The organism is Pseudomonas putida (assembly GCF_003228315.1).
GTDB classification, from domain to species: Bacteria; Pseudomonadota; Gammaproteobacteria; order Pseudomonadales; family Pseudomonadaceae; genus Aquipseudomonas; species Aquipseudomonas putida_S.
On sequence record NZ_CP029693.1, the window covers coordinates 2,651,968 to 2,669,937 of the forward strand.

The 17,970-nt window shown below is 60.2% G+C and carries 15 protein-coding genes and 1 pseudogene; 9 read left to right on the forward strand and 7 right to left on the reverse strand.

Translation table 11 applies throughout. The annotated features are described in order from the left end of the window. Nucleotides 1-265 precede the first annotated feature (265 nt). The 3 genes from DKY63_RS12160 to DKY63_RS12175 all read right to left on the reverse strand — a co-directional run bounded on the left by DKY63_RS12160 (nt 266) and on the right by DKY63_RS12175 (nt 3,319). Nucleotides 266-1,924, reverse strand: coding sequence for a cation acetate symporter (locus tag DKY63_RS12160; RefSeq protein ID WP_110964315.1), 1,659 nt, complete (start codon nt 1,922-1,924; stop codon nt 266-268). Beyond that, complete coding sequence (locus DKY63_RS12165; protein ID WP_110964316.1) at nt 1,921-2,232, reverse strand: DUF485 domain-containing protein; 312 nt, start codon at nt 2,230-2,232, stop codon at nt 1,921-1,923. Before DKY63_RS12165 ends, DKY63_RS12160 begins: the two co-directional genes overlap by 4 nt. 241 nt (nt 2,233-2,473) lie before the next feature. Further along, nucleotides 2,474-3,319: a glycine betaine ABC transporter substrate-binding protein gene (locus DKY63_RS12175; protein WP_110964317.1), complete on the reverse strand. Its 846-nt coding sequence runs from the start codon at nt 3,317-3,319 to the stop codon at nt 2,474-2,476. Nucleotides 3,320-3,620: 301 nt separating this feature from the next. Between DKY63_RS12175 and DKY63_RS12185 the strand changes: the two are divergent. Beyond that, nucleotides 3,621-5,216: pseudogene (locus tag DKY63_RS12185) on the forward strand (beta (1-6) glucans synthase). Nucleotides 5,217-5,320: 104 nt separating this feature from the next. Here DKY63_RS12185 and DKY63_RS12190 read toward each other — a convergent pair. After that, nucleotides 5,321-5,689 carry a hypothetical protein gene (locus DKY63_RS12190; RefSeq protein ID WP_110964318.1) on the reverse strand — a complete coding sequence of 123 codons (369 nt, stop codon included), beginning with the start codon at nt 5,687-5,689 and terminating at the stop codon, nt 5,321-5,323. A gap of 222 nt (nt 5,690-5,911) precedes the next feature. On the opposite strand from DKY63_RS12190, the gene DKY63_RS12195 reads away from it, so the two are divergent. Then, a complete protein-coding gene (locus DKY63_RS12195) occupies nt 5,912-7,210 on the forward strand; it encodes a serine/threonine protein kinase (protein WP_110964319.1) in 1,299 nt (432 codons plus the stop codon). Continuing rightward, on the forward strand, nt 7,203-7,991 hold the full coding sequence (locus DKY63_RS12200) for an MlaA family lipoprotein (RefSeq protein WP_110964320.1): 789 nt from the start codon (nt 7,203-7,205) through the stop codon (nt 7,989-7,991). The genes DKY63_RS12195 and DKY63_RS12200 overlap by 8 nt, the downstream gene beginning before the upstream one ends. Before the next feature lie 128 nt (nt 7,992-8,119). Here DKY63_RS12200 and DKY63_RS12205 read toward each other — a convergent pair whose 3' ends face one another. Beyond that, nucleotides 8,120-9,034: a DUF808 domain-containing protein gene (locus tag DKY63_RS12205; RefSeq protein WP_110964321.1), complete on the reverse strand. Its 915-nt coding sequence runs from the start codon at nt 9,032-9,034 to the stop codon at nt 8,120-8,122. A 134-nt stretch (nt 9,035-9,168) separates the two neighbouring features. Between DKY63_RS12205 and DKY63_RS12210 the strand changes: the two genes are divergently transcribed. Continuing rightward, complete coding sequence (locus tag DKY63_RS12210) at nt 9,169-9,774, forward strand: TetR/AcrR family transcriptional regulator (protein ID WP_110964322.1); 606 nt, start codon at nt 9,169-9,171, stop codon at nt 9,772-9,774. 101 nt (nt 9,775-9,875) lie between these two features. Here the strand turns inward: DKY63_RS12210 and DKY63_RS12215 are convergent, their stop codons facing one another. Both DKY63_RS12215 and DKY63_RS12220 read right to left on the reverse strand, forming a co-directional pair. After that, on the reverse strand, nt 9,876-10,334 hold the full coding sequence (locus DKY63_RS12215; protein WP_110964323.1) for an REP-associated tyrosine transposase: 459 nt from the start codon (nt 10,332-10,334) through the stop codon (nt 9,876-9,878). 208 nt (nt 10,335-10,542) lie between these two features. Continuing rightward, nucleotides 10,543-10,983, reverse strand: coding sequence for a GlcG/HbpS family heme-binding protein (locus tag DKY63_RS12220; RefSeq protein ID WP_110964324.1), 441 nt, complete (start codon nt 10,981-10,983; stop codon nt 10,543-10,545). A 268-nt stretch (nt 10,984-11,251) separates the two neighbouring features. Between DKY63_RS12220 and gcl the strand changes: the two genes are divergently transcribed. From gcl to pyk, 5 genes are all read left to right on the forward strand, one after another. Then, nucleotides 11,252-13,027, forward strand: a complete 1,776-nt coding sequence (gene gcl / locus DKY63_RS12225) for a glyoxylate carboligase (protein WP_110964325.1) — start codon at nt 11,252-11,254, stop codon at nt 13,025-13,027. 131 nt (nt 13,028-13,158) lie between these two features. Then, nucleotides 13,159-13,941 carry a hydroxypyruvate isomerase gene (gene hyi, locus DKY63_RS12230; protein ID WP_110964326.1) on the forward strand — a complete coding sequence of 261 codons (783 nt, stop codon included), beginning with the start codon at nt 13,159-13,161 and terminating at the stop codon, nt 13,939-13,941. A gap of 155 nt (nt 13,942-14,096) precedes the next feature. Then, nucleotides 14,097-14,990: a 2-hydroxy-3-oxopropionate reductase gene (locus DKY63_RS12235; protein ID WP_085648499.1), complete on the forward strand. Its 894-nt coding sequence runs from the start codon at nt 14,097-14,099 to the stop codon at nt 14,988-14,990. Nucleotides 14,991-15,151: 161 nt separating this feature from the next. Then, complete coding sequence (locus tag DKY63_RS12240; RefSeq protein ID WP_110964327.1) at nt 15,152-16,432, forward strand: glycerate kinase type-2 family protein; 1,281 nt, start codon at nt 15,152-15,154, stop codon at nt 16,430-16,432. Further along, nucleotides 16,422-17,837 (forward strand): pyruvate kinase, encoded by a 1,416-nt coding sequence (pyk, locus tag DKY63_RS12245; RefSeq protein WP_110964328.1) that lies wholly within the window; start codon nt 16,422-16,424, stop codon nt 17,835-17,837. Before DKY63_RS12240 ends, pyk begins: the two co-directional genes overlap by 11 nt. The last annotated feature ends 133 nt before the right edge of the window (nt 17,838-17,970 follow it).

Consider the following 17,970-nt stretch of genomic DNA (forward strand, 5'->3'; position numbering starts at 1 on the left):
CTATATAAATAGAGGCCGTTTTTGTTTGTGCGATGGCTTTGGGTATAGGTCACTGGCGGTTCCGCTTTCCTGTAGGAGCGAGCCCTGCTCGCGATGGACGTCAACGATGACGCGTGTCGCCTGAACGTCCGTGTTGTCTGGATGTTTCTCGCGAGCAACGCTCGCCCCTACAGTTTCCGTCCGATAACCGCCCAATAAAAAATGCCCCGATCTCTCGACCGGGGCATCTTTTTGAACGCTGCTATTTATATAAAAGCATCAAGCCTTAGTGCGAAACCGCCCCACTCGCCCCCAGACCGGTCTGCGAACGAACGAATTGCGGGAAGAACAGCGCCCGCTCATTGTCAGCCGCAGTCGACTTGTCGGTGATCGAGAAGAACCAGATACCGATGAAGGCAATGATCATCGAGAACAGCGCCGGGTACTCATACGGGAAGATAGCCTTCTCGTGATGCAGGATCTGCACCCAGATGGTCGGGCCGAGGATCATCAACCCTACCGCACTGACCAGGCCCATCCAGCCACCAATCATCGCACCACGGGTGGTCAGCTTCTTCCAGTACATGGAAAGCAGCAGGACCGGGAAGTTGCAGCTTGCCGCGATGGAGAATGCCAGGCCCACCATGAACGCGATGTTCTGGCTTTCAAACAGAATGCCCAGGGCAATTGCCAGCACCGCCAATGCGATGGTGGTGATTTTCGAGACGCGGATCTCATCCTTCTCGTTGGCCTTGCCCTTCTTAACGACGCTGGCGTACAGGTCGTGGGACACCGCCGAGGCACCGGCCAAGGTCAGACCGGCAACCACTGCCAGAATGGTCGCGAACGCTACCGCGGAAATGAAGCCCAGGAAGATGCTGCCACCCACCGCGTTGGCCAGGTGCACCGCCGCCATGTTGTTACCACCGACCAATGCGCCAGCGGCATCCTTGAACGCCGGGTTGGTGCTGACCAGCAGAATCGCGCCGAAACCGATGATGAAGGTCAGGATATAGAAGTAGCCGATGAAGCCGGTTGCATACAGCACGCTCTTGCGGGCTTCCTTTGCGTCATTCACGGTGAAGAAGCGCATCAGAATGTGCGGAAGGCCAGCAGTACCGAACATCAGTGCCAGACCAAGGGAGAACGCGGAGATCGGGTCTTTCACCAGACCGCCAGGGCTCATGATCGCCTCACCTTTAGGGTGAACCTTGATCGCCTCGGAGAACAGCATATTGAAGTCGAAGTTGACGTGCTTCATCACCATCAGCGCCATGAAGGAAGCACCGGACAGCAACAGGACAGCCTTGATGATCTGCACCCAGGTGGTTGCCAGCATGCCGCCGAACAACACGTAAAGGCACATCAGGATCCCGACCAGGATCACCGCAACGTGATAGTCCAGACCGAACAGCAACTGGATCAGCTTGCCGGCACCGACCATTTGCGCGATCAGGTAGAACGCCACCACCACCAGCGAGCCGCAGGCGGACAGCGAACGGATCTGGGTTTGCCCCAGGCGATAGGACGCCACGTCAGCAAAGGTGTATTTGCCCAGGTTACGCAGGCGCTCGGCGATCAGGAACAGAATGATCGGCCAGCCCACCAGGAAGCCGATCGAATAGATCAGGCCGTCGTAGCCGGAGGTGAACACCAGCGCGGAAATCCCCAGGAAGGACGCCGCGGACATGTAGTCACCGGCGATTGCCAGACCGTTCTGGAAACCGGTGATCTTGCCGCCCGCCGCATAGTAGTCCGCTGCCGACTTGTTGCGCTTGGACGCCCAGTAGGTGATGCACAGGGTCGCGCCGACGAAGGCGACGAACATCAGGATCGCCGCGACGTTCAGAGGTTGTTTCTGCACCGCGCCGGTCAGGGCATCAGCGGCCCAGGCGCCAGGTGCAAAGGCTGCGATGCTCAAAAGAGCCATTAGACGCCGGATCATTGCTGAGCCTCCTTGAGAATCGCAGTGTTCAGGTCGTCGAATTCGCCGTTGGCGCGTCGCACGTAGATGCCGGTGAGGATGAAGGCCGAGACAATCAGCCCGACACCGATCGGGATGCCCCAGGTGATCGAGGATTCAGGGCCGATTTTCGCCCCCAAGACCTGCGGCCCGTAAGCAATCAGAAGGATGAATCCGGAGTAAAGCCCTAGCATGATCGCCGAAAGAATCCAGGCGAATCGCTCCCTCTTGCTGACCAGCTCCTTGAATCGCGGGCTGTTTTGAATCGAGAGGTAAATGCTGTCGTTCATTGTTTTTATCCTCGCAGCACAGATTATTGTTGGAACGGTATCCACTCTATGCGGCTGCGAGCCGGGTTCCAGACGACCTTAGTCTTAGAACGCCATGACGTATTTGCCAATTCCGAGCACACCACAAACAACTGTAGGAGCGAGCCTGCTCGCGATGGCGTCATGTCAGGCAACTTCTCAGTCAACTGACAGACTGCTATCGCGAGCAGGCTCGCTCCTACAGGGTCCAGCGAGGTGTCTGTTACTTGGTCCAGTCAGCCACGCGCTCAGGGTGCTTGGCTACCCAGTCTTTCGCGGCGGCTTCAGGCTTGGCGCCTTCCTGGATCGCCAGCATGACTTCACCGATCTCATCCTTCGACGCCCACTGGAAGTTCTTCAGGAACTTGGCCACTTCCGGCGCCTTGGTCGCCAACTCCTTGCTGCCGATGCTGTTCACGGTTTCAGCCGCGCCGTACACGCCTTTCGGGTCTTCGAGGAAGCGCAGTTTCCACTTGGCGAACATCCAGTGCGGCACCCAACCGGTCACGGCAATGGATTCGTTTTTCTTCTCGGCACGGGTCAGCTCGGCAATCATGCCGGCGCCGGAACTGGCCTTGTTCTGATAGCCGGTCAGGTCATAGTCCTTGATCGCCTGATCGGTCTTGATCATCACACCGGAACCGGCGTCGATGCCGACAATGCGCTTCTTGAAGCTGTCGTCGGTTTTCAGATCTTCGATGGACTTGGCCTTGACGTATTCCGGCACGATCAGGCCGATCTTCGCGTCCTTGAAGTTCGGGCCGTAGTCGACGACCTGGTCCTTGTTCTTGGCCCAGTAATCACCGTGGGTCACCGGCAGCCAGGCGGACAGCATGGCGTCGAGTTTGCCAGTGGCCACGCCCTGCCACATGATCCCGGTCGCAACGGCTTGCAGCTTCACGTCGTAATTGAGTTTCTGCTTGATCACTTCGGCGGCCACATGGGTGGTCGCGACACTGTCGGACCAGCCATCAACGTAACCGATGGTCACTTCCTTGGCCTGGGCGAATGTGGAGCCGATCGCAAGCGCCAGAGCGGCACCTGCGCCTAAAAGTCGTCGCATCTTCATCGTTACTTCCCCGAAAGTGCTGCGCCCGACGGGTGCCGAGCCGCGTCAACGTATTGTTATGGTGCACAGCGCCCCCATCACGCCCACCGCCAACTCTTTCGATCATCAGCGCGATTTATCAACGGGGGCACTGACGCCTTCGATCATCAACCCGACCGTCATTGCGACCTGATCTGCCAGCGACCTCAAGGCATCGAGAAACGACATCAGAACGCCATTAACCCAGCGTCATATAAATGCACCGGGCAATACGCCCGAACTTTGCATGTCAAAATCATGCGAGGGCCCAAGCACGCGGTAAATGCAGGTAACATGCGCCGCTTTGTTCCCCAGACGGCCTGATCATGCCCGTGACTTCCCGCTTTCCTTTTCTCCCCTATCTGTTTGCTTGCCTGCTGGGGCTTTTTGCCCTTTGCGGCTTCTGGTATGGCCTTGGCAAACCGGTGATTCTGCCGGATGCCGCCACCCCGACGCACAAGCTGCAATGCGCCTCCTACACGCCTTTCGACAAGGACCAGTCGCCGTTCGATGTACCGTTCAACTTGCGTCCGGAGCGCATGGACGCCGACCTCGCGCTGCTCGCTAAAAGCTTCCAGTGCATCCGTACCTATTCCATGACCGGCCTCGACGCCCTGCCCGATCTGGCGCGCAAACATGGGTTGAAATTGATGATCGGTGCCTGGGTCAACAGCAACCCGGTGGACACGGAAAAGGAGGTCGACCTGCTGATCGCTTCGGCCAATGCCAATCCGGACGTAGTAACTGCGGTCATCGTCGGCAACGAAACCCTGCTGCGCAAGGAAGTGACCGGGGCGCAATTGGCCAGGCTGATCAACAAGGTCAAAAGCCAGGTCAAGCAGCCTGTCACCTATGCCGATGTCTGGGAGTTCTGGCTCAAGCATCCGGAAATCGCCCCCGCCGTGGATTTCCTGACCATCCACCTGTTGCCGTACTGGGAAGATGATCCATCGAACATCGATGCCGCCCTGCAACATGTGGCGCAGGTACGCCAGGTGTTCGGCAACAAATTCGCCCCCAAGGACGTGATGATCGGCGAAACCGGCTGGCCGAGCGAAGGCCGCCAGCGTGAAACCGCCTTGCCGAGCCGGGTCAACGAAGCCAAATTCATTCGCGGTTTTGTCGCCATGGCCGAGCAGGAAGGTTGGCGCTACAACCTCATCGAGGCCTTCGACCAACCGTGGAAACGCGCCAGTGAAGGTGCGGTAGGCGGTTACTGGGGGCTGTTCGACGCAGACCGACAGGACAAAGGCGTGCTGGCCGGTCCGGTCACCAACGTGCCGTACTGGTCCCAGTGGCTGATGGTCGGTGGCTTGATTTTCCTCGGCACGCTGCTGCTTGGCGGTCGTGTGCGAGACACCCGCGCGGCCTTGGTATTGCCGCTGCTGGGTGCCCTGGCAGCCTGCTCGCTGGGGCATGGGGCGATCTGGCGCGAGTCACCACCAGGTTTACCAGTGAGTGGCTGTGGGTCGCGCTGCTGACGGCGTTGAATCTGCTGGTACTGGCCCACGCGGCGTTGACGTTGAGTCCCCGCACCGGTTGGCGCGGAAGGGCATTCAATGCGCTTGAGCGTCGCTCAGGCTTGCTGGTGGCTGTGGTTGGGTTTGCGGCGGCGATCATGATGCTGGAACTGGTGTTCGACCCACGCTATCGCAGCTTTCCGAGTGTCGCGTTCATCGTGCCGGCGCTGGTCTACCTGTGCCGCCCGGTGAACGTGCCGCGCCGGGAAATCGCCCTGCTGACCTTCATCATCGGTGCCGGCATTGCGCCGCAGCTGTTTCGTGAAGGATTGGAGAACCAGCAAGCCTGGGGTTGGGCACTGGTGAGTGTGTTGATGGTGGCGGCGTTGTGGCGCTGCTTGCGGGTTCGCAAGACTTAAGCCTTCATTGAGCCAAGGATAATCGCGAGCAGGCTCGCTCCTACAGTTGATCTCAGTGTTTACGAAATCCCTGTAGGAGCGAGCCTGCTCGCGATAGCCATCTATCAGGCGCTACGGGAGGCCCGGACCAACCGCAACCCCGCAATCACCACCGCAAACACCGCCAGCGTCGTGTTGTACAACGCCAACGCCGGAAACCCGAGCACCAGCGCAAGCAACGCCAGCCACCACCCTGCCCTCCCCGGCACCACGAAGCCGATCACCGCAGCGGCCAACGCGGCCCACCCCAGTACCGCGAAGTGAATCATCAACCCCAGGTTCGAACGCACCTGGCATTCCCAACGGCTCGCCTCATCGACGCAGATGCCCACCCACTGCGCATCTTCCATGAAGCCATAACGCGCGCCATAACTGGCGGCCAGCCATAACGGCAGCAAAACGAGCAGAAGAACAACGGGCAGGCGGCGGGACATGTAACGCTCCAATCGGAAAAATCGGCGGCCAGCTTAATCGCCGGCCAGCCGTAAGCAAGCACTAACAACAGTTAACTGGTCATTCATTCTCTGCAAAGTGTATCGTCCAGCTACTATTACTCCGAATTAAGCCTGTTTGGTGCCGATGCATGGCACTTTGGCGCAAATCCAGTGGTCATAGCCTGCGAACTTCATTCGGCACCTTTTCTAAGGGATTTAGTCATGCTCCGTTCCTTGCGCTTCGCCGCCCTGCTGGGTGGCCTTTTCCTGAGTGCGTCCGCACTGGCGGCTGATGTCGACGCCGCCGGTTATGGCTACCCCCTGACCAACCCGTTTGAAGCGACCATCGCCACGACGCCACCGGATTTGCGTCCGGACCTGCCGCTGGACGACGACATCGATCAATCCGATCACACCCTCACGTTACGCCCGGAGCGTCAGTTCGAGCTGCCGGACAACTTCTGGGCCGTGAAAAAGCTCACCTATCGCATCGCTACCCAGGACAAGCCCGCCCCACTGATCTTCCTGATCGCCGGCACCGGTGCGCGCTATGACAGCAGCCTGAACGAATACCTGAAAAAGCTTTACTACAAGGCTGGCTACCATGTGGTGCAACTGTCCTCGCCCACCAGCTTCGACTTCATGAGCGCTGCATCGCGCTTTGCCACGCCGGGTATCACCAAGGATGACGCCGAAGACATGTATCGGGTCATGCAGGCCGTGCGGGCGCAAAACCCGAAACTGCCGGTCACCGAGTACTACCTGACGGGTTATAGCCTCGGCGCCCTGGATGCGGCATTCGTCGCGCACCTGGACGAAACCCGCCGCAGTTTCAACTTCAAGAAAGTCCTGCTGCTCAACCCCCCGGTCAACCTCTACACCTCGATCACCAATCTCGACAAGCTGGTGCAGACCGAGGTCAAGGGCATCACCAACAGCACCACCTTCTATGAACTGGTGCTGAACAAGCTGACCCGCTACTTCCAGCAGAAGGGCTACATCGATCTCAACGATGCGCTGCTCTACGACTTCCAGCAGTCCAAGCAACACCTGACCAACGAGCAGATGGCCATGTTGATCGGCACCTCGTTCCGCTTCTCGGCGGCCGACATCGCCTTTACTTCGGACCTGATCAACCGTCGCGGACTGATCACACCACCGAAAACCCCGATCACCGAAGGCACCAGCCTCACGCCGTACCTCAAGCGCGCGCTGCAGTGTGACTTCGACTGCTACATCACCGAGCAGGTCATCCCCATGTGGCGCGCCCGTACCGACGGCGGCAGCCTGCTGCAACTGATCGATCAGGTGAGCCTGTATGCCCTTGAGGATTACCTGCACAAAAGCCCGAAAATCGCGGTCATGCACAACGCCGACGACGTGATCCTCGGCCCCGGTGACCTGGGTTTCCTGCGCAAGACCTTTGGCGATCGCCTGACCGTCTACCCGTTGGGCGGTCACTGCGGCAACCTCAACTACCGCGTCAACAGCGACGCCATGCTGGAGTTCTTCCGTGGCTAAATACCTCCTGCTTATCGCCGCCTTACTCTGCGCAACCGCTGCCAATGCCGACAACAGCAAGGCCAACGCCCCCGTGGTCGTCGACAGCGATGGTTTCAAGGAGCCCTTGAGCAAGCTGAAATTCAACCCCGGGCTGGATCAGCGCGAATTCGAGCGCTCGACCCTCAGTGCGCTGAACGTCTACGACCCGCTGGAGCAGTGGAACCGCCGCGTTTACCACTTCAACTACCGTTTCGACCAATGGGTGTTCCTGCCGGTGGTCAACGGCTATCGCTACGTCACACCAAGCTTCCTGCGCACCGGCGTCAGTAACTTCTTCAACAACCTGGGTGATGTGCCTAACCTGCTGAACAGCCTGTTGCAGTTCAAGGGCCAGCGTTCGATGGAAATCACCGGACGCCTGCTGCTCAACACCACCATCGGCATCGCCGGTTTGTGGGACCCGGCCACCGCCATGGGTCTGCCGCGCCAGAACGAAGACTTTGGCCAGACCCTGGGTTTCTATGGCGTACCGGGCGGCGCCTACTTCGTGTTGCCGATCCTCGGCCCGTCGAACCTGCGTGATACCGGCGGCCTTGTGGTGGATTTCAGCGCCGAGAACGCGATCAACTTCCTGAACGTCGCCGAAGTCAGCTCCAACCATCCGGAAGTGTGGGTGCTGCGCGGCATCGACAAGCGCTATCAGACCAGCTTCCGCTACGGCCAGCTGAACTCGCCGTTCGAGTACGAGAAGGTGCGGTACGTGTACACCGAGTCGCGCAAGTTGCAGATCGCCGAATAGTTACAGCAATCACAAAACACTGTAGGAGCGAGCCTGCTCGCGATAGGGCCGTGCCAGTCACCTTCAAGGTCGACTGATACGCCGCCATCGCGAGCAGGCTCGTTCCTACAGTTTGTATGTGTGGGCAGTTAGCCCTTCAGCGCCTTCCAGATCCTGCCAACAACCATCACCCCCGCCAATACCACCGCCCCCGCCACAATCCCCGCCACTGCATTGAGCAACGTCGGCACGATAAACCCTGCCCCGCCCGCCCCTGCGCTGACACTCTCGATCCAGTGATGCACCACTGGCACACCGTGGGTGAGGATCCCGCCACCCACCAGGAACATCGCCGCCGTGCCAATCACCGACAAGCTTTTCATCATGTACGGCGCCGCACGCAGTATCCCGCTGCCGATGCTCTTGGCCATCTGCCCCGGCTTTTGCGTCAGCCACAAACCCAGGTCGTCCAGTTTGACGATGCCCGCCACCAGGCCATAGACACCAATGGTCATGACAATGGCGATGCCCGACAGCACGACGACTTGCTGGGCCAGCGCCGATTCAGCCACGACACCCAGCGTGATCGCGATGATTTCCGCCGAGAGAATGAAATCGGTACGGATCGCGCCCTTGATCTTGTCCTTCTCGAACGCCACCAGATCCACTGCCGAGTCAGCCACAGCCTCGACCAATTCGGTATGCCCGGCCTGATCTTCAGCCTCGCTGTGCAGGAATTTGTGGGCCAGCTTCTCGACCCCTTCGAAACACAAGTAGGCGCCACCGAGCATCAGCAAGGGCGTGACCAGCCAGGGAACGAACGCGCTGATGGCCAAGGCCGACGGCACCAGGATCAGTTTGTTGATGAACGAACCCTTGGCCACCGCCCAGACCACGGGGATTTCCCGCTCGGCCCGCACGCCGCTGACCTGCTGGGCATTGAGCGCCAGATCATCACCCAATACGCCGGCGGTCTTCTTGGCGGCCATCTTGGTCATCAACGCGACGTCGTCCAGCACCGCCGCGATGTCGTCGATCAGCACCAGCAAACTGCTTCCTGCCATGAATCGGGTTTCCTTCTTTAATGAATGCCGTGCAGCATAGCGCGGCCGCGCACGGCACGGAGCATTCTTGAGCGCCGCCAAAGGCCGGTGCTACCATGCGCCACCGCCAGAACAGGCAAGGAACCACCTGGTTTATGAGCACAATCCGCGAGCGCAACAAACAACTGATCCTGCGTGCCGCCAGTGAAGAATTTGCCGACAAGGGCTTCGCTGCGACCAAAACCAGCGACATCGCAGCCAAGGCGGGATTGCCCAAGCCCAACGTCTACTACTACTTCAAATCCAAGGAAAACCTCTACCGCGAGGTCCTGGAGAGCATCATCGAGCCGATTCTGCAGGCCTCGACGCCGTTCAATCCGGACGGTGTGCCCAGTGAAGTGCTGAGCGGCTACATCCGCTCGAAAATCCGCATCTCCCGCGACCTGCCGTTTGCTTCCAAGGTATTCGCCAGCGAAATCATGCACGGCGCACCGCACCTGAGCACCGACCTGGTCGAACAGCTCAACAGCCAGGCCAAGCACAACATCGACTGCATCCAGACCTGGATCGACCGCGGCCAGATCGCCCCCATCGACCCCAACCACCTGATGTTCAGCATCTGGGCCGCGACCCAGACCTACGCCGACTTCGACTGGCAGATCACGGCCATCACCGGCAAAGAGAAGCTGGATGAGGCGGATTATGAAGCGGCGGCGCAGACCATTACTCGGTTGGTGCTCAAGGGGTGTGAGCCGGACTGATCGTCCGCGGCGTCCCCTTCGCGAGCAGGCTCGCTCCTACATATGATCGCTTTCCATTGTAGGAGCGAGCCTGCTCGCGATCGGGGCAACACGGTTCCGGCTCAAACCCAAATGGCATCCCACAGCGGATAGTCACCAAGCTTCTCCACCAATCCAGCCCTCAGTGGGTTGGCTACAACATATCGAGCCAGCTTTACCAGATCCTCCTCCCGCCGCAGTGCCCGGTCATGAAAGCCTCGTTGCCAGAGACTGGTATTTCGACCAGTGGATTGCCTCACTGCTTTGGTACTCATCGACTTGGTCCTTTGCATCAGGTCACTCAAAGATCCCTGCTGCAGCTCTATCAACCAATGAAAATGATCCGGCATGACCACCCAGGCCAATGAGGTCGCCAAGCCAGAGTTCTGCGCATTTCGAAATTCATTGACGACCAGTCTCCCCAAGGCGAAATCCTTGAAAAACGGTGTCCTGTGATGGGTATTGCTGGTTAACAGATAAATTCGATTGGCTTCGGTATGGCGCCCGATTCGCAATCGGTGTGCAGCAGGTAAATCCAGCATTCCTTTGCCTCTCAGATCAAGTCATGAGAAGGCTAGTTCTGTGGAATCAAGGGGACGGGACAAACTTCTGGCCGGATGTGTCTGGTAGATGGCTATCGCGAGCAGGCTCACTCCTACAGGGGTTTGGAGTGATCAGACATTTTGTGTCAGACCACGGATCCTGTAGGAGTGAGCCTGCTCGCGACAGCGGTGGATCAGGCAGCGAGAATCAAGCCACAACCCCAGCATCCGCCCTCAACCCCAACGCCTCGATCGCATTGATCGCACACTGCTCATCCACATCCGACAGATCCCCGCTGATCCCCACCGCCCCCAGCACAATCCCCGCCTGATCACGAATCAGCACACCGCCCGGTGCCGGCACGACGCTGCCCTGCCCCATGCTATTCAAGGCAGCGATGAACGCTGGTCGTTGCTGGGCGTCCAGCGCCAACAGGCGCGAACCCTTGCCCAAGGCGATGGCGCCCCACGCCTTACCGATGGCCACTTGCGGGCGCAGCAGGCTGGCGCCGTCTTCGCGTTGCAGGGTGACCAGATGCCCGCCGGCATCCAGTACCGCGATGGTCAGGGGTGCGGCCGAAATGGCCCGCCCTGCGTTGATGGCCTCATCGACCAGTTTGACTGCGACTTTCAAGGTTAAAGCGCTCATGGTGCCGTCCTCATTTTGTTTTTCGGAAAGCCGTCGGGCTGCTTCTTTGTGTCGCAGCCACATGCAACAAATAGAACACAATGAATTATTTTTTTGTATACAATAATTCTCGAAAAGCGCCACATGCGACGAAAAGCCACAGTGAATAGGGCTTCCGACGAATGAAACGGTCGCTTGAGAAAATGGATTGACCTGCGCCGTCCACCGTGAATACACTCAGCGCAAAGCCACTTGTATACAATTACAAAACGTAAAGAGGCACAAAACCATGAGCAAAATGAGAGCAATCGAAGCCGCCGTTCTGGTGATGCGCCGTGAAGGGGTCGATACCGCTTTTGGCATCCCCGGTGCCGCCATCAACCCGCTGTACTCTGCCTTGCAAAAAGTCGGCGGCATCGATCACGTCCTCGCTCGCCACGTTGAAGGCGCGTCGCACATGGCCGAGGGCTACACCCGCACCAAGGCCGGCAACATCGGCGTGTGCATCGGCACTTCCGGCCCTGCCGGCACCGACATGGTCACCGGGCTCTACAGCGCCTCGGCCGACTCGATTCCAATCCTCTGCATTACCGGCCAGGCACCCCGCGCCCGTATGCACAAGGAAGACTTCCAGGCTGTCGACATCACCAGCATCGTCAAGCCAGTGACTAAGTGGGCGACCACTGTTCTGGAACCGGGCCAGGTGCCTTACGCGTTCCAGAAAGCCTTCTATGAAATGCGCTCCGGCCGTCCGGGCCCGGTGCTGATCGACCTGCCGTTCGACGTGCAAATGGCGGAAATCGAATTCGATATCGACGCTTACCAGCCGCTGCCACTGGCCAAGCCGAGCGCGACCCGCGTTCAGGTGGAAAAGGCCCTGGCAATGCTCGATCAGGCCGAACGTCCATTGCTGGTGGCCGGTGGCGGCATCATCAATGCCGACGCCAGCGAGCTGCTGGTGGAGTTCGCCGAGCTGACCGGTTTCCCGGTCATCCCGACCCTGATGGGCTGGGGCACCATTCCTGACGATCACCCGCAGATGGTCGGCATGGTTGGCTTGCAGACGTCGCACCGCTACGGCAACGCCACCATGCTCAAATCCGACGTGGTCCTGGGCATCGGTAACCGTTGGGCCAACCGTCACACCGGTTCGGTCGACGTCTACACCGAAGGCCGCAAGTTCATTCACGTGGACATCGAGCCGACCCAGATCGGCCGCGTGTTCACCCCGGACCTGGGCATCGTTTCCGACGCCGCCTCCGCGCTGACCGTGTTCCTGGAAGTCGCTCGTGAATGGCAAGCCGCCGGCAAGCTGAAAAACCGCAGTGCCTGGCTACAAGACTGCCAGCAGCGCAAATCCAGCCTGCAGCGCAAGACTCACTTCGACAACGTGCCGGTCAAGCCGCAGCGCGTTTACGAAGAGATGAACCAGGTGTTCGGCAAGGACACCTGCTACGTCAGCACCATCGGTCTGTCGCAGATTGCCGGCGCGCAGTTCCTGCACGTCTACAAGCCACGCCACTGGATCAACTGCGGTCAGGCGGGCCCACTGGGCTGGACCATTCCGGCAGCGCTGGGCGTGGTCAAGGCTGATCCGAGCCGCAAGGTTGTCGCGCTGTCGGGCGACTACGACTTCCAGTTCATGATCGAAGAACTGGCAGTGGGCGCGCAGTTCAAACTGCCGTACATCCATGTCGTGGTGAACAACTCCTACCTGGGCCTGATCCGTCAGGCGCAGCGCGGTTTCGAGATGGACTACTGCGTGCAGCTGTCCTTCGACAACTTGAACGCGCCGGAACTCAACGGTTATGGCGTCGATCACGTCGCGGTGGCCGAGGGCCTGGGCTGCAAGGCGCTGCGTGTGTTCGAACCGTCTGAAATCGCCCCTGCCCTGCGCAAGGCCGAACAGATGATCGAAGAGTTCAAGGTTCCGGTGATCGTCGAGGTTATTCTGGAGCGCGTGACCAACATTTCCATGGGCACCGAGATCAACGCCGTCAACGAATTCGAAGACCTGGCGCTGGTCGGCAACGACGCACCGACTGCGATTTCGTTGCTCGATTAATCGCTGTCCCTGTAGGAGCGAGCCTGCTCGCGATGAGGCCGGCACATTCAACATCATTGTTGACTGACATGACGCCATCGCGAGCAGGCTCACTCCTACAGGAGACCTACACAAATTTTCAGGAGACCACCATGCCGCGTTTCGCCGCCAACCTGTCCATGCTGTTCACCGAACAGGACTTCCTCGCCCGTTTCGAAGCGGCCGCCAAGGCCGGCTTCAGTGGTGTCGAATACCTGTTCCCATACGACTTCAGCTCTGCCGAGATCAAGGCCAAGCTCGATGCCAACGGTCTGACCCAAGTGCTGTTCAACCTGCCGGCCGGTGACTGGGCAAAGGGCGAGCGCGGTATCGCTTGCCTGCCGGACCGCGTTGAAGAGTTCCGCGCCGGTGTCGATCTGGCCATCGCCTACGCACAAGTGCTGGGCAACACCCAGGTCAACTGCCTGGCCGGCATTCGTCCTCAGAACGTCGACGATGCCACCGTGGAAAAAACCTTCGTCGCCAACCTCAAGTACGCGGCCGACAAGCTGCAGGCGGCGGGCATCAAACTGGTGATGGAAGCGATCAACACCCGCGACATCCCAGGCTTCTACCTGAACAACACGGCGCAAGCCCTGTCGATTCGCGAGCAGGTCGGCAGCGCCAATCTGTTCCTGCAATACGACATCTATCACATGCAAATCATGGAGGGCGACCTGGCCCGCACCATGCAATCGCACCTGGGCGAGATCAACCACATCCAGTTGGCCGACAACCCGGGGCGCAACGAACCAGGCACCGGTGAAATCAACTACCGCTTCCTGTTCGAACACCTGGACCGCATCGGTTATCAGGGTTGGGTCGGCTGCGAATACAAGCCGCTGACCACCACCGAAGCAGGCCTGGGCTGGCTCAAGACCCATAACGCGATCTGAAGCAATTTCCCTTGTGGGAGCGAGCCTGCTCGCGAATGCGGTGGTTCAGTCAACACGGATATTGAATGTTCTACCGCATTCGCGAGCAGGCTCGCTCTCACAAAGAAACACCCCCTATTTGCTTGAAGCAGCAATAAAAACAAGAGGATTTTCTCATGGCTAAAATCGGATTCATCGGCACCGGCATCATGGGCCACCCAATGGCGGCGAACCTGCAGAAAGCCGGTCACAGCCTGTTCCTGTCCGCACACCACGACGCTGCCCCTGCCGATCTGGTCGCCGCTGGCGCCGTCGCCCTGGCCAACCCGAAGGAAGTGGCCCAGGAAGCTGAATTCATCATCGTCATGGTGCCGGATACCCCACAGGTCGATGACGTACTGTTCCGCGCCGACGGCGTTGCAGCCGGCATCGGCAAGGGCAAAGTCGTGATCGACATGAGCTCGATCTCGCCGACTGCCACCAAGGCCTTCGCCGCCAAGATCAACGAAAAAGGCGCGCAATACCTCGACGCGCCGGTGTCCGGCGGTGAAGTCGGCGCCAAGGCCGCGACCCTGAGCATCATGGTCGGTGGTGATGCCGATGCCTTCGAACGCGCCCTGCCGCTGTTCCAGGCCATGGGCAAGAACATCACCCTGGTCGGCGGCAACGGTGACGGTCAGACCGCGAAAGTGGCAAACCAGATCATCGTCGCGCTGAACATCCAGGCCGTGGCCGAAGCCCTGCTGTTCGCCTCGAAAAACGGTGCCGATCCGGCCAAGGTGCGTGAAGCGCTAATGGGCGGCTTCGCGTCCTCGAAGATCCTCGAAGTGCACGGCGAGCGCATGATCAAGGGCACCTTCGATCCGGGCTTCCGCATCAGCCTGCACCAGAAGGACCTGAACCTGGCCCTGCAAGGTGCCAAGGAACTGAACATCAACCTGCCCAACACCGCCAACGCCCAGCAAGTGTTCAGCACCTGTGCGGCCATCGGTGGCAGCAACTGGGACCACTCGGCACTGATCAAGGGTCTGGAGCACATGGCGAACTTCTCGATTCGCGACAAGAAGTAAGCCCTGCGCAACACCGCATCAAACCTGTAGGAGCGAGCCTGCTCGCGATGAGTCCCTGACTATCAACATCCATGTTGACTGACACACCGCTATCGCGAGCAGGCTCGCTCCTACAGGAACCCGAGTTGCCCTTCCAAAAACAAGAATTCCGGGAGCCCGCCATGTCGGTCGATCCGCAACAATTCCTGCGCGAGCTGTTCGCCACAGCCATCGACGCGGCCCATCCGCAGCAAGTCCTCGAAGCCCATCTGCCAGCCGATCGCACCGGCCGGGTCATCGTCATCGGCGCCGGCAAGGCCGCGGCCGCCATGGCCCAGGTGGTCGAGCGCTGCTGGCAGGGTGAAGTGTCCGGTCTGGTGGTGACGCGTTACGGTCACGGCGCGCCCTGCGAAAAAATCGAAGTGGTCGAAGCCGCGCATCCGGTACCGGACGCCGCCGGCCAGGCCGTCGCCAAGCGCGTATTCGAGCTGGTCAGCAACCTGACGGAAAGCGACCGCGTGATATTCCTGCTATCCGGTGGCGGCTCGGCGCTGCTGGCCCTTCCCGCAGCCGGCATCACCCTGGCCGACAAACAGTCGATCAACAAGGCCCTGCTCAAATCCGGCGCCACCATCGGCGAGATGAACTGCGTGCGCAAGCACCTCTCGGCGATCAAGGGCGGACGCCTGGGCAAAGCCTGCTGGCCTGCCACTGTTTATACCTATGCGATTTCCGATGTACCGGGCGACCTCGCCACGGTCATCGCCTCCGGCCCCACCGTGGCCGACCCGAGCACCTCGGCCGAAGCGCTGGCGATCCTCAAGCGCTACAACATCGACGTGCCGGCCTCCGTACGCACCTGGCTGCAAAGCCCGGAATCGGAAACCGTCAAACCCGGCGATCCGAGCCTGGCCCGCAGCCACTTCCAGCTGATCGCCCGTCCGCAGCAGTCACTGGAAGCGGCAGCGGTGAAATGCCGTCAGGCCGGTTTCAGCCCGCTGATCCTCGGCGATCTGGAAGGCGAATCCCGCGAAGTGGCGAAAGTCCACGCCGGTATCGCCCGTCAGGTGGTGCAGCACGGCCAGCCGTTGGCGGCGCCCTGCGTGATTCTTTCCGGCGGCGAAACCACCGTCACCGTGCGCGGCAATGGTCGTGGCGGACGCAACGCCGAATTCCTGCTGAGCCTGACCGACAGCCTCAAGGGTCTGCCCGGCGTCTATGCGCTGGCCGGTGACACCGATGGCATCGACGGCTCCGAAGACAACGCCGGCGCCATCATGACTCCGGACAGCTACGCCCGCGCCGCTGCCTTGGGCCTGAGCGCCAGCGACGAGCTGGATAACAACAACGGCTACGGCTACTTCCAGGCGCTGGACGCCTTGATCGTCACCGAGCCGACCCGCACCAACGTCAACGACTTCCGCGCCATCCTGATCCTCGAGAGCACTCACCATGACGCCTGATAAAAAAGTCAAAATCCTCGCCACCCTCGGCCCGGCCATTGACGGGATCGACGACATTCGTGAGCTGGTACAGGCCGGGGTCAACATCTTTCGCCTGAACTTCAGCCACGGCGATCACGCCGACCACGCCCAGCGCTACCAGTGGATTCGTGAAGTCGAGCGCCAGCTCAATTATCCGCTGGGCATCCTGATGGACCTGCAAGGCCCGAAACTGCGGGTCGGCAAGTTCGCCGAGGGCAAGGTGCAACTGGTGCGCGGCCAGGCTTTGCGCCTGGACCTCGATACCACGCCGGGCGATGAGCGCCGGGTCAACCTGCCGCACCCGGAAATCATCGCCGCGCTCGAGCCGGGCATGGACCTGCTGCTGGACGACGGCAAACTGCGCCTGCGCGTGGTCACCAAATACGCCGATGCCATCGACACCACGGTGCTCAACGGCGGCGAGCTGTCGGACCGCAAAGGCGTGAACGTGCCGCAAGCGGTGCTCGACCTCAGCCCGCTGACCGCCAAGGATCGCCGCGATCTGAGTTTCGGTCTGGAACTGGGTGTGGACTGGGTGGCGTTGTCGTTCGTGCAGCGTCCGGACGACATCCGCGAAGCCCGCGCGCTGATCGGTGACCGGGCCTTCCTGATGGCCAAGATCGAGAAGCCATCGGCGGTGACACAACTGCGGGAAATCGCCGAGTTGAGCGACGCGATCATGGTCGCCCGTGGCGATCTGGGCGTGGAAGTGCCGGCCGAAAGCGTGCCGCAGATTCAGAAAAACATCATCAGCACTTGCCGTCAGCTCGGCAAACCGGTGGTGGTGGCCACGCAGATGCTCGAATCGATGCGCTTCTCCCCGGCACCGACCCGCGCCGAGGTCACGGACGTGGCCAACGCCGTGGCCGAAGGCGCCGATGCGGTGATGCTGTCGGCGGAAACCGCCTCCGGTGAATACCCGCTGGAAGCCGTGCAGATGATGAGCAAGATCATCCGTCAGGTGGAAAACGGCCCGGACTATCAGGCCCAGCTCGACGTCAGCCGACCGAAAGCCGAAGCCACGGTGTCCGACGCGATCAGCTGCGCGATCCGCCGCATCAGCAACGTGCTGCCGGTGGCGGTGCTGGTGAACTACAGCGAATCAGGCGCCTCGAGTTTGCGCGCCGCGCGGGAACGGCCGACGGTGCCGATCCTCAACCTGACGCCGAACCTGCAGACCGCTCGCCGCCTGACCGTGGCCTGGGGCGTGCATTCGGTGGTCAATGATCGCCTGCGTCAGGTGGATGAGGTGTGTTCCACCGCGCTGGAAATCGCCCAGGCCCAGGGCATGGCCGAGCGTGGCGATACGTTATTGATCACCGCGGGTGTGCCCTTTGGGCAGCCGGGATCGACTAACTCTCTGCGTATCGAGACGTTGATCTAGAGCGCCCATACCGGCCTCTTCACGAGCAGGCTCGCTCCCACATTAGATTGTGTCGATCACACATCTAATATTGAACAAAGATTCATTGTGGGAGCGAGCCTGCTCGCGAAGGCGGCGACACGGTTTAACTGAC

Bases quoted from the DNA above. Each gene is read 5' to 3' on its own strand.
- DKY63_RS12220 (WP_110964324.1), bottom strand. From the start codon at position 10,983: ATGAGCGCTTTAACCTTGAAAGTCGCAGTCAAACTGGTCGATGAGGCC.
- DKY63_RS12240 (WP_110964327.1), top strand. From the start codon at position 15,152: ATGTCGGTCGATCCGCAACAATTCCTGCGCGAGCTGTTCGCCACAGCC.
- hyi (WP_110964326.1), top strand. From the start codon at position 13,159: ATGCCGCGTTTCGCCGCCAACCTGTCCATGCTGTTCACCGAACAGGAC.
- DKY63_RS12215 (WP_110964323.1), bottom strand. From the start codon at position 10,334: ATGCTGGATTTACCTGCTGCACACCGATTGCGAATCGGGCGCCATACC.
- DKY63_RS12165 (WP_110964316.1), bottom strand. From the start codon at position 2,232: ATGAACGACAGCATTTACCTCTCGATTCAAAACAGCCCGCGATTCAAG.
- DKY63_RS12205 (WP_110964321.1), bottom strand. From the start codon at position 9,034: ATGGCAGGAAGCAGTTTGCTGGTGCTGATCGACGACATCGCGGCGGTG.
- DKY63_RS12175 (WP_110964317.1), bottom strand. From the start codon at position 3,319: ATGAAGATGCGACGACTTTTAGGCGCAGGTGCCGCTCTGGCGCTTGCG.
- DKY63_RS12210 (WP_110964322.1), top strand. From the start codon at position 9,169: ATGAGCACAATCCGCGAGCGCAACAAACAACTGATCCTGCGTGCCGCC.
- DKY63_RS12195 (WP_110964319.1), top strand. From the start codon at position 5,912: ATGCTCCGTTCCTTGCGCTTCGCCGCCCTGCTGGGTGGCCTTTTCCTG.
- pyk (WP_110964328.1), top strand. From the start codon at position 16,422: ATGACGCCTGATAAAAAAGTCAAAATCCTCGCCACCCTCGGCCCGGCC.
- gcl (WP_110964325.1), top strand. From the start codon at position 11,252: ATGAGCAAAATGAGAGCAATCGAAGCCGCCGTTCTGGTGATGCGCCGT.
- DKY63_RS12235 (WP_085648499.1), top strand. From the start codon at position 14,097: ATGGCTAAAATCGGATTCATCGGCACCGGCATCATGGGCCACCCAATG.
- DKY63_RS12160 (WP_110964315.1), bottom strand. From the start codon at position 1,924: ATGATCCGGCGTCTAATGGCTCTTTTGAGCATCGCAGCCTTTGCACCT.
- DKY63_RS12190 (WP_110964318.1), bottom strand. From the start codon at position 5,689: ATGTCCCGCCGCCTGCCCGTTGTTCTTCTGCTCGTTTTGCTGCCGTTA.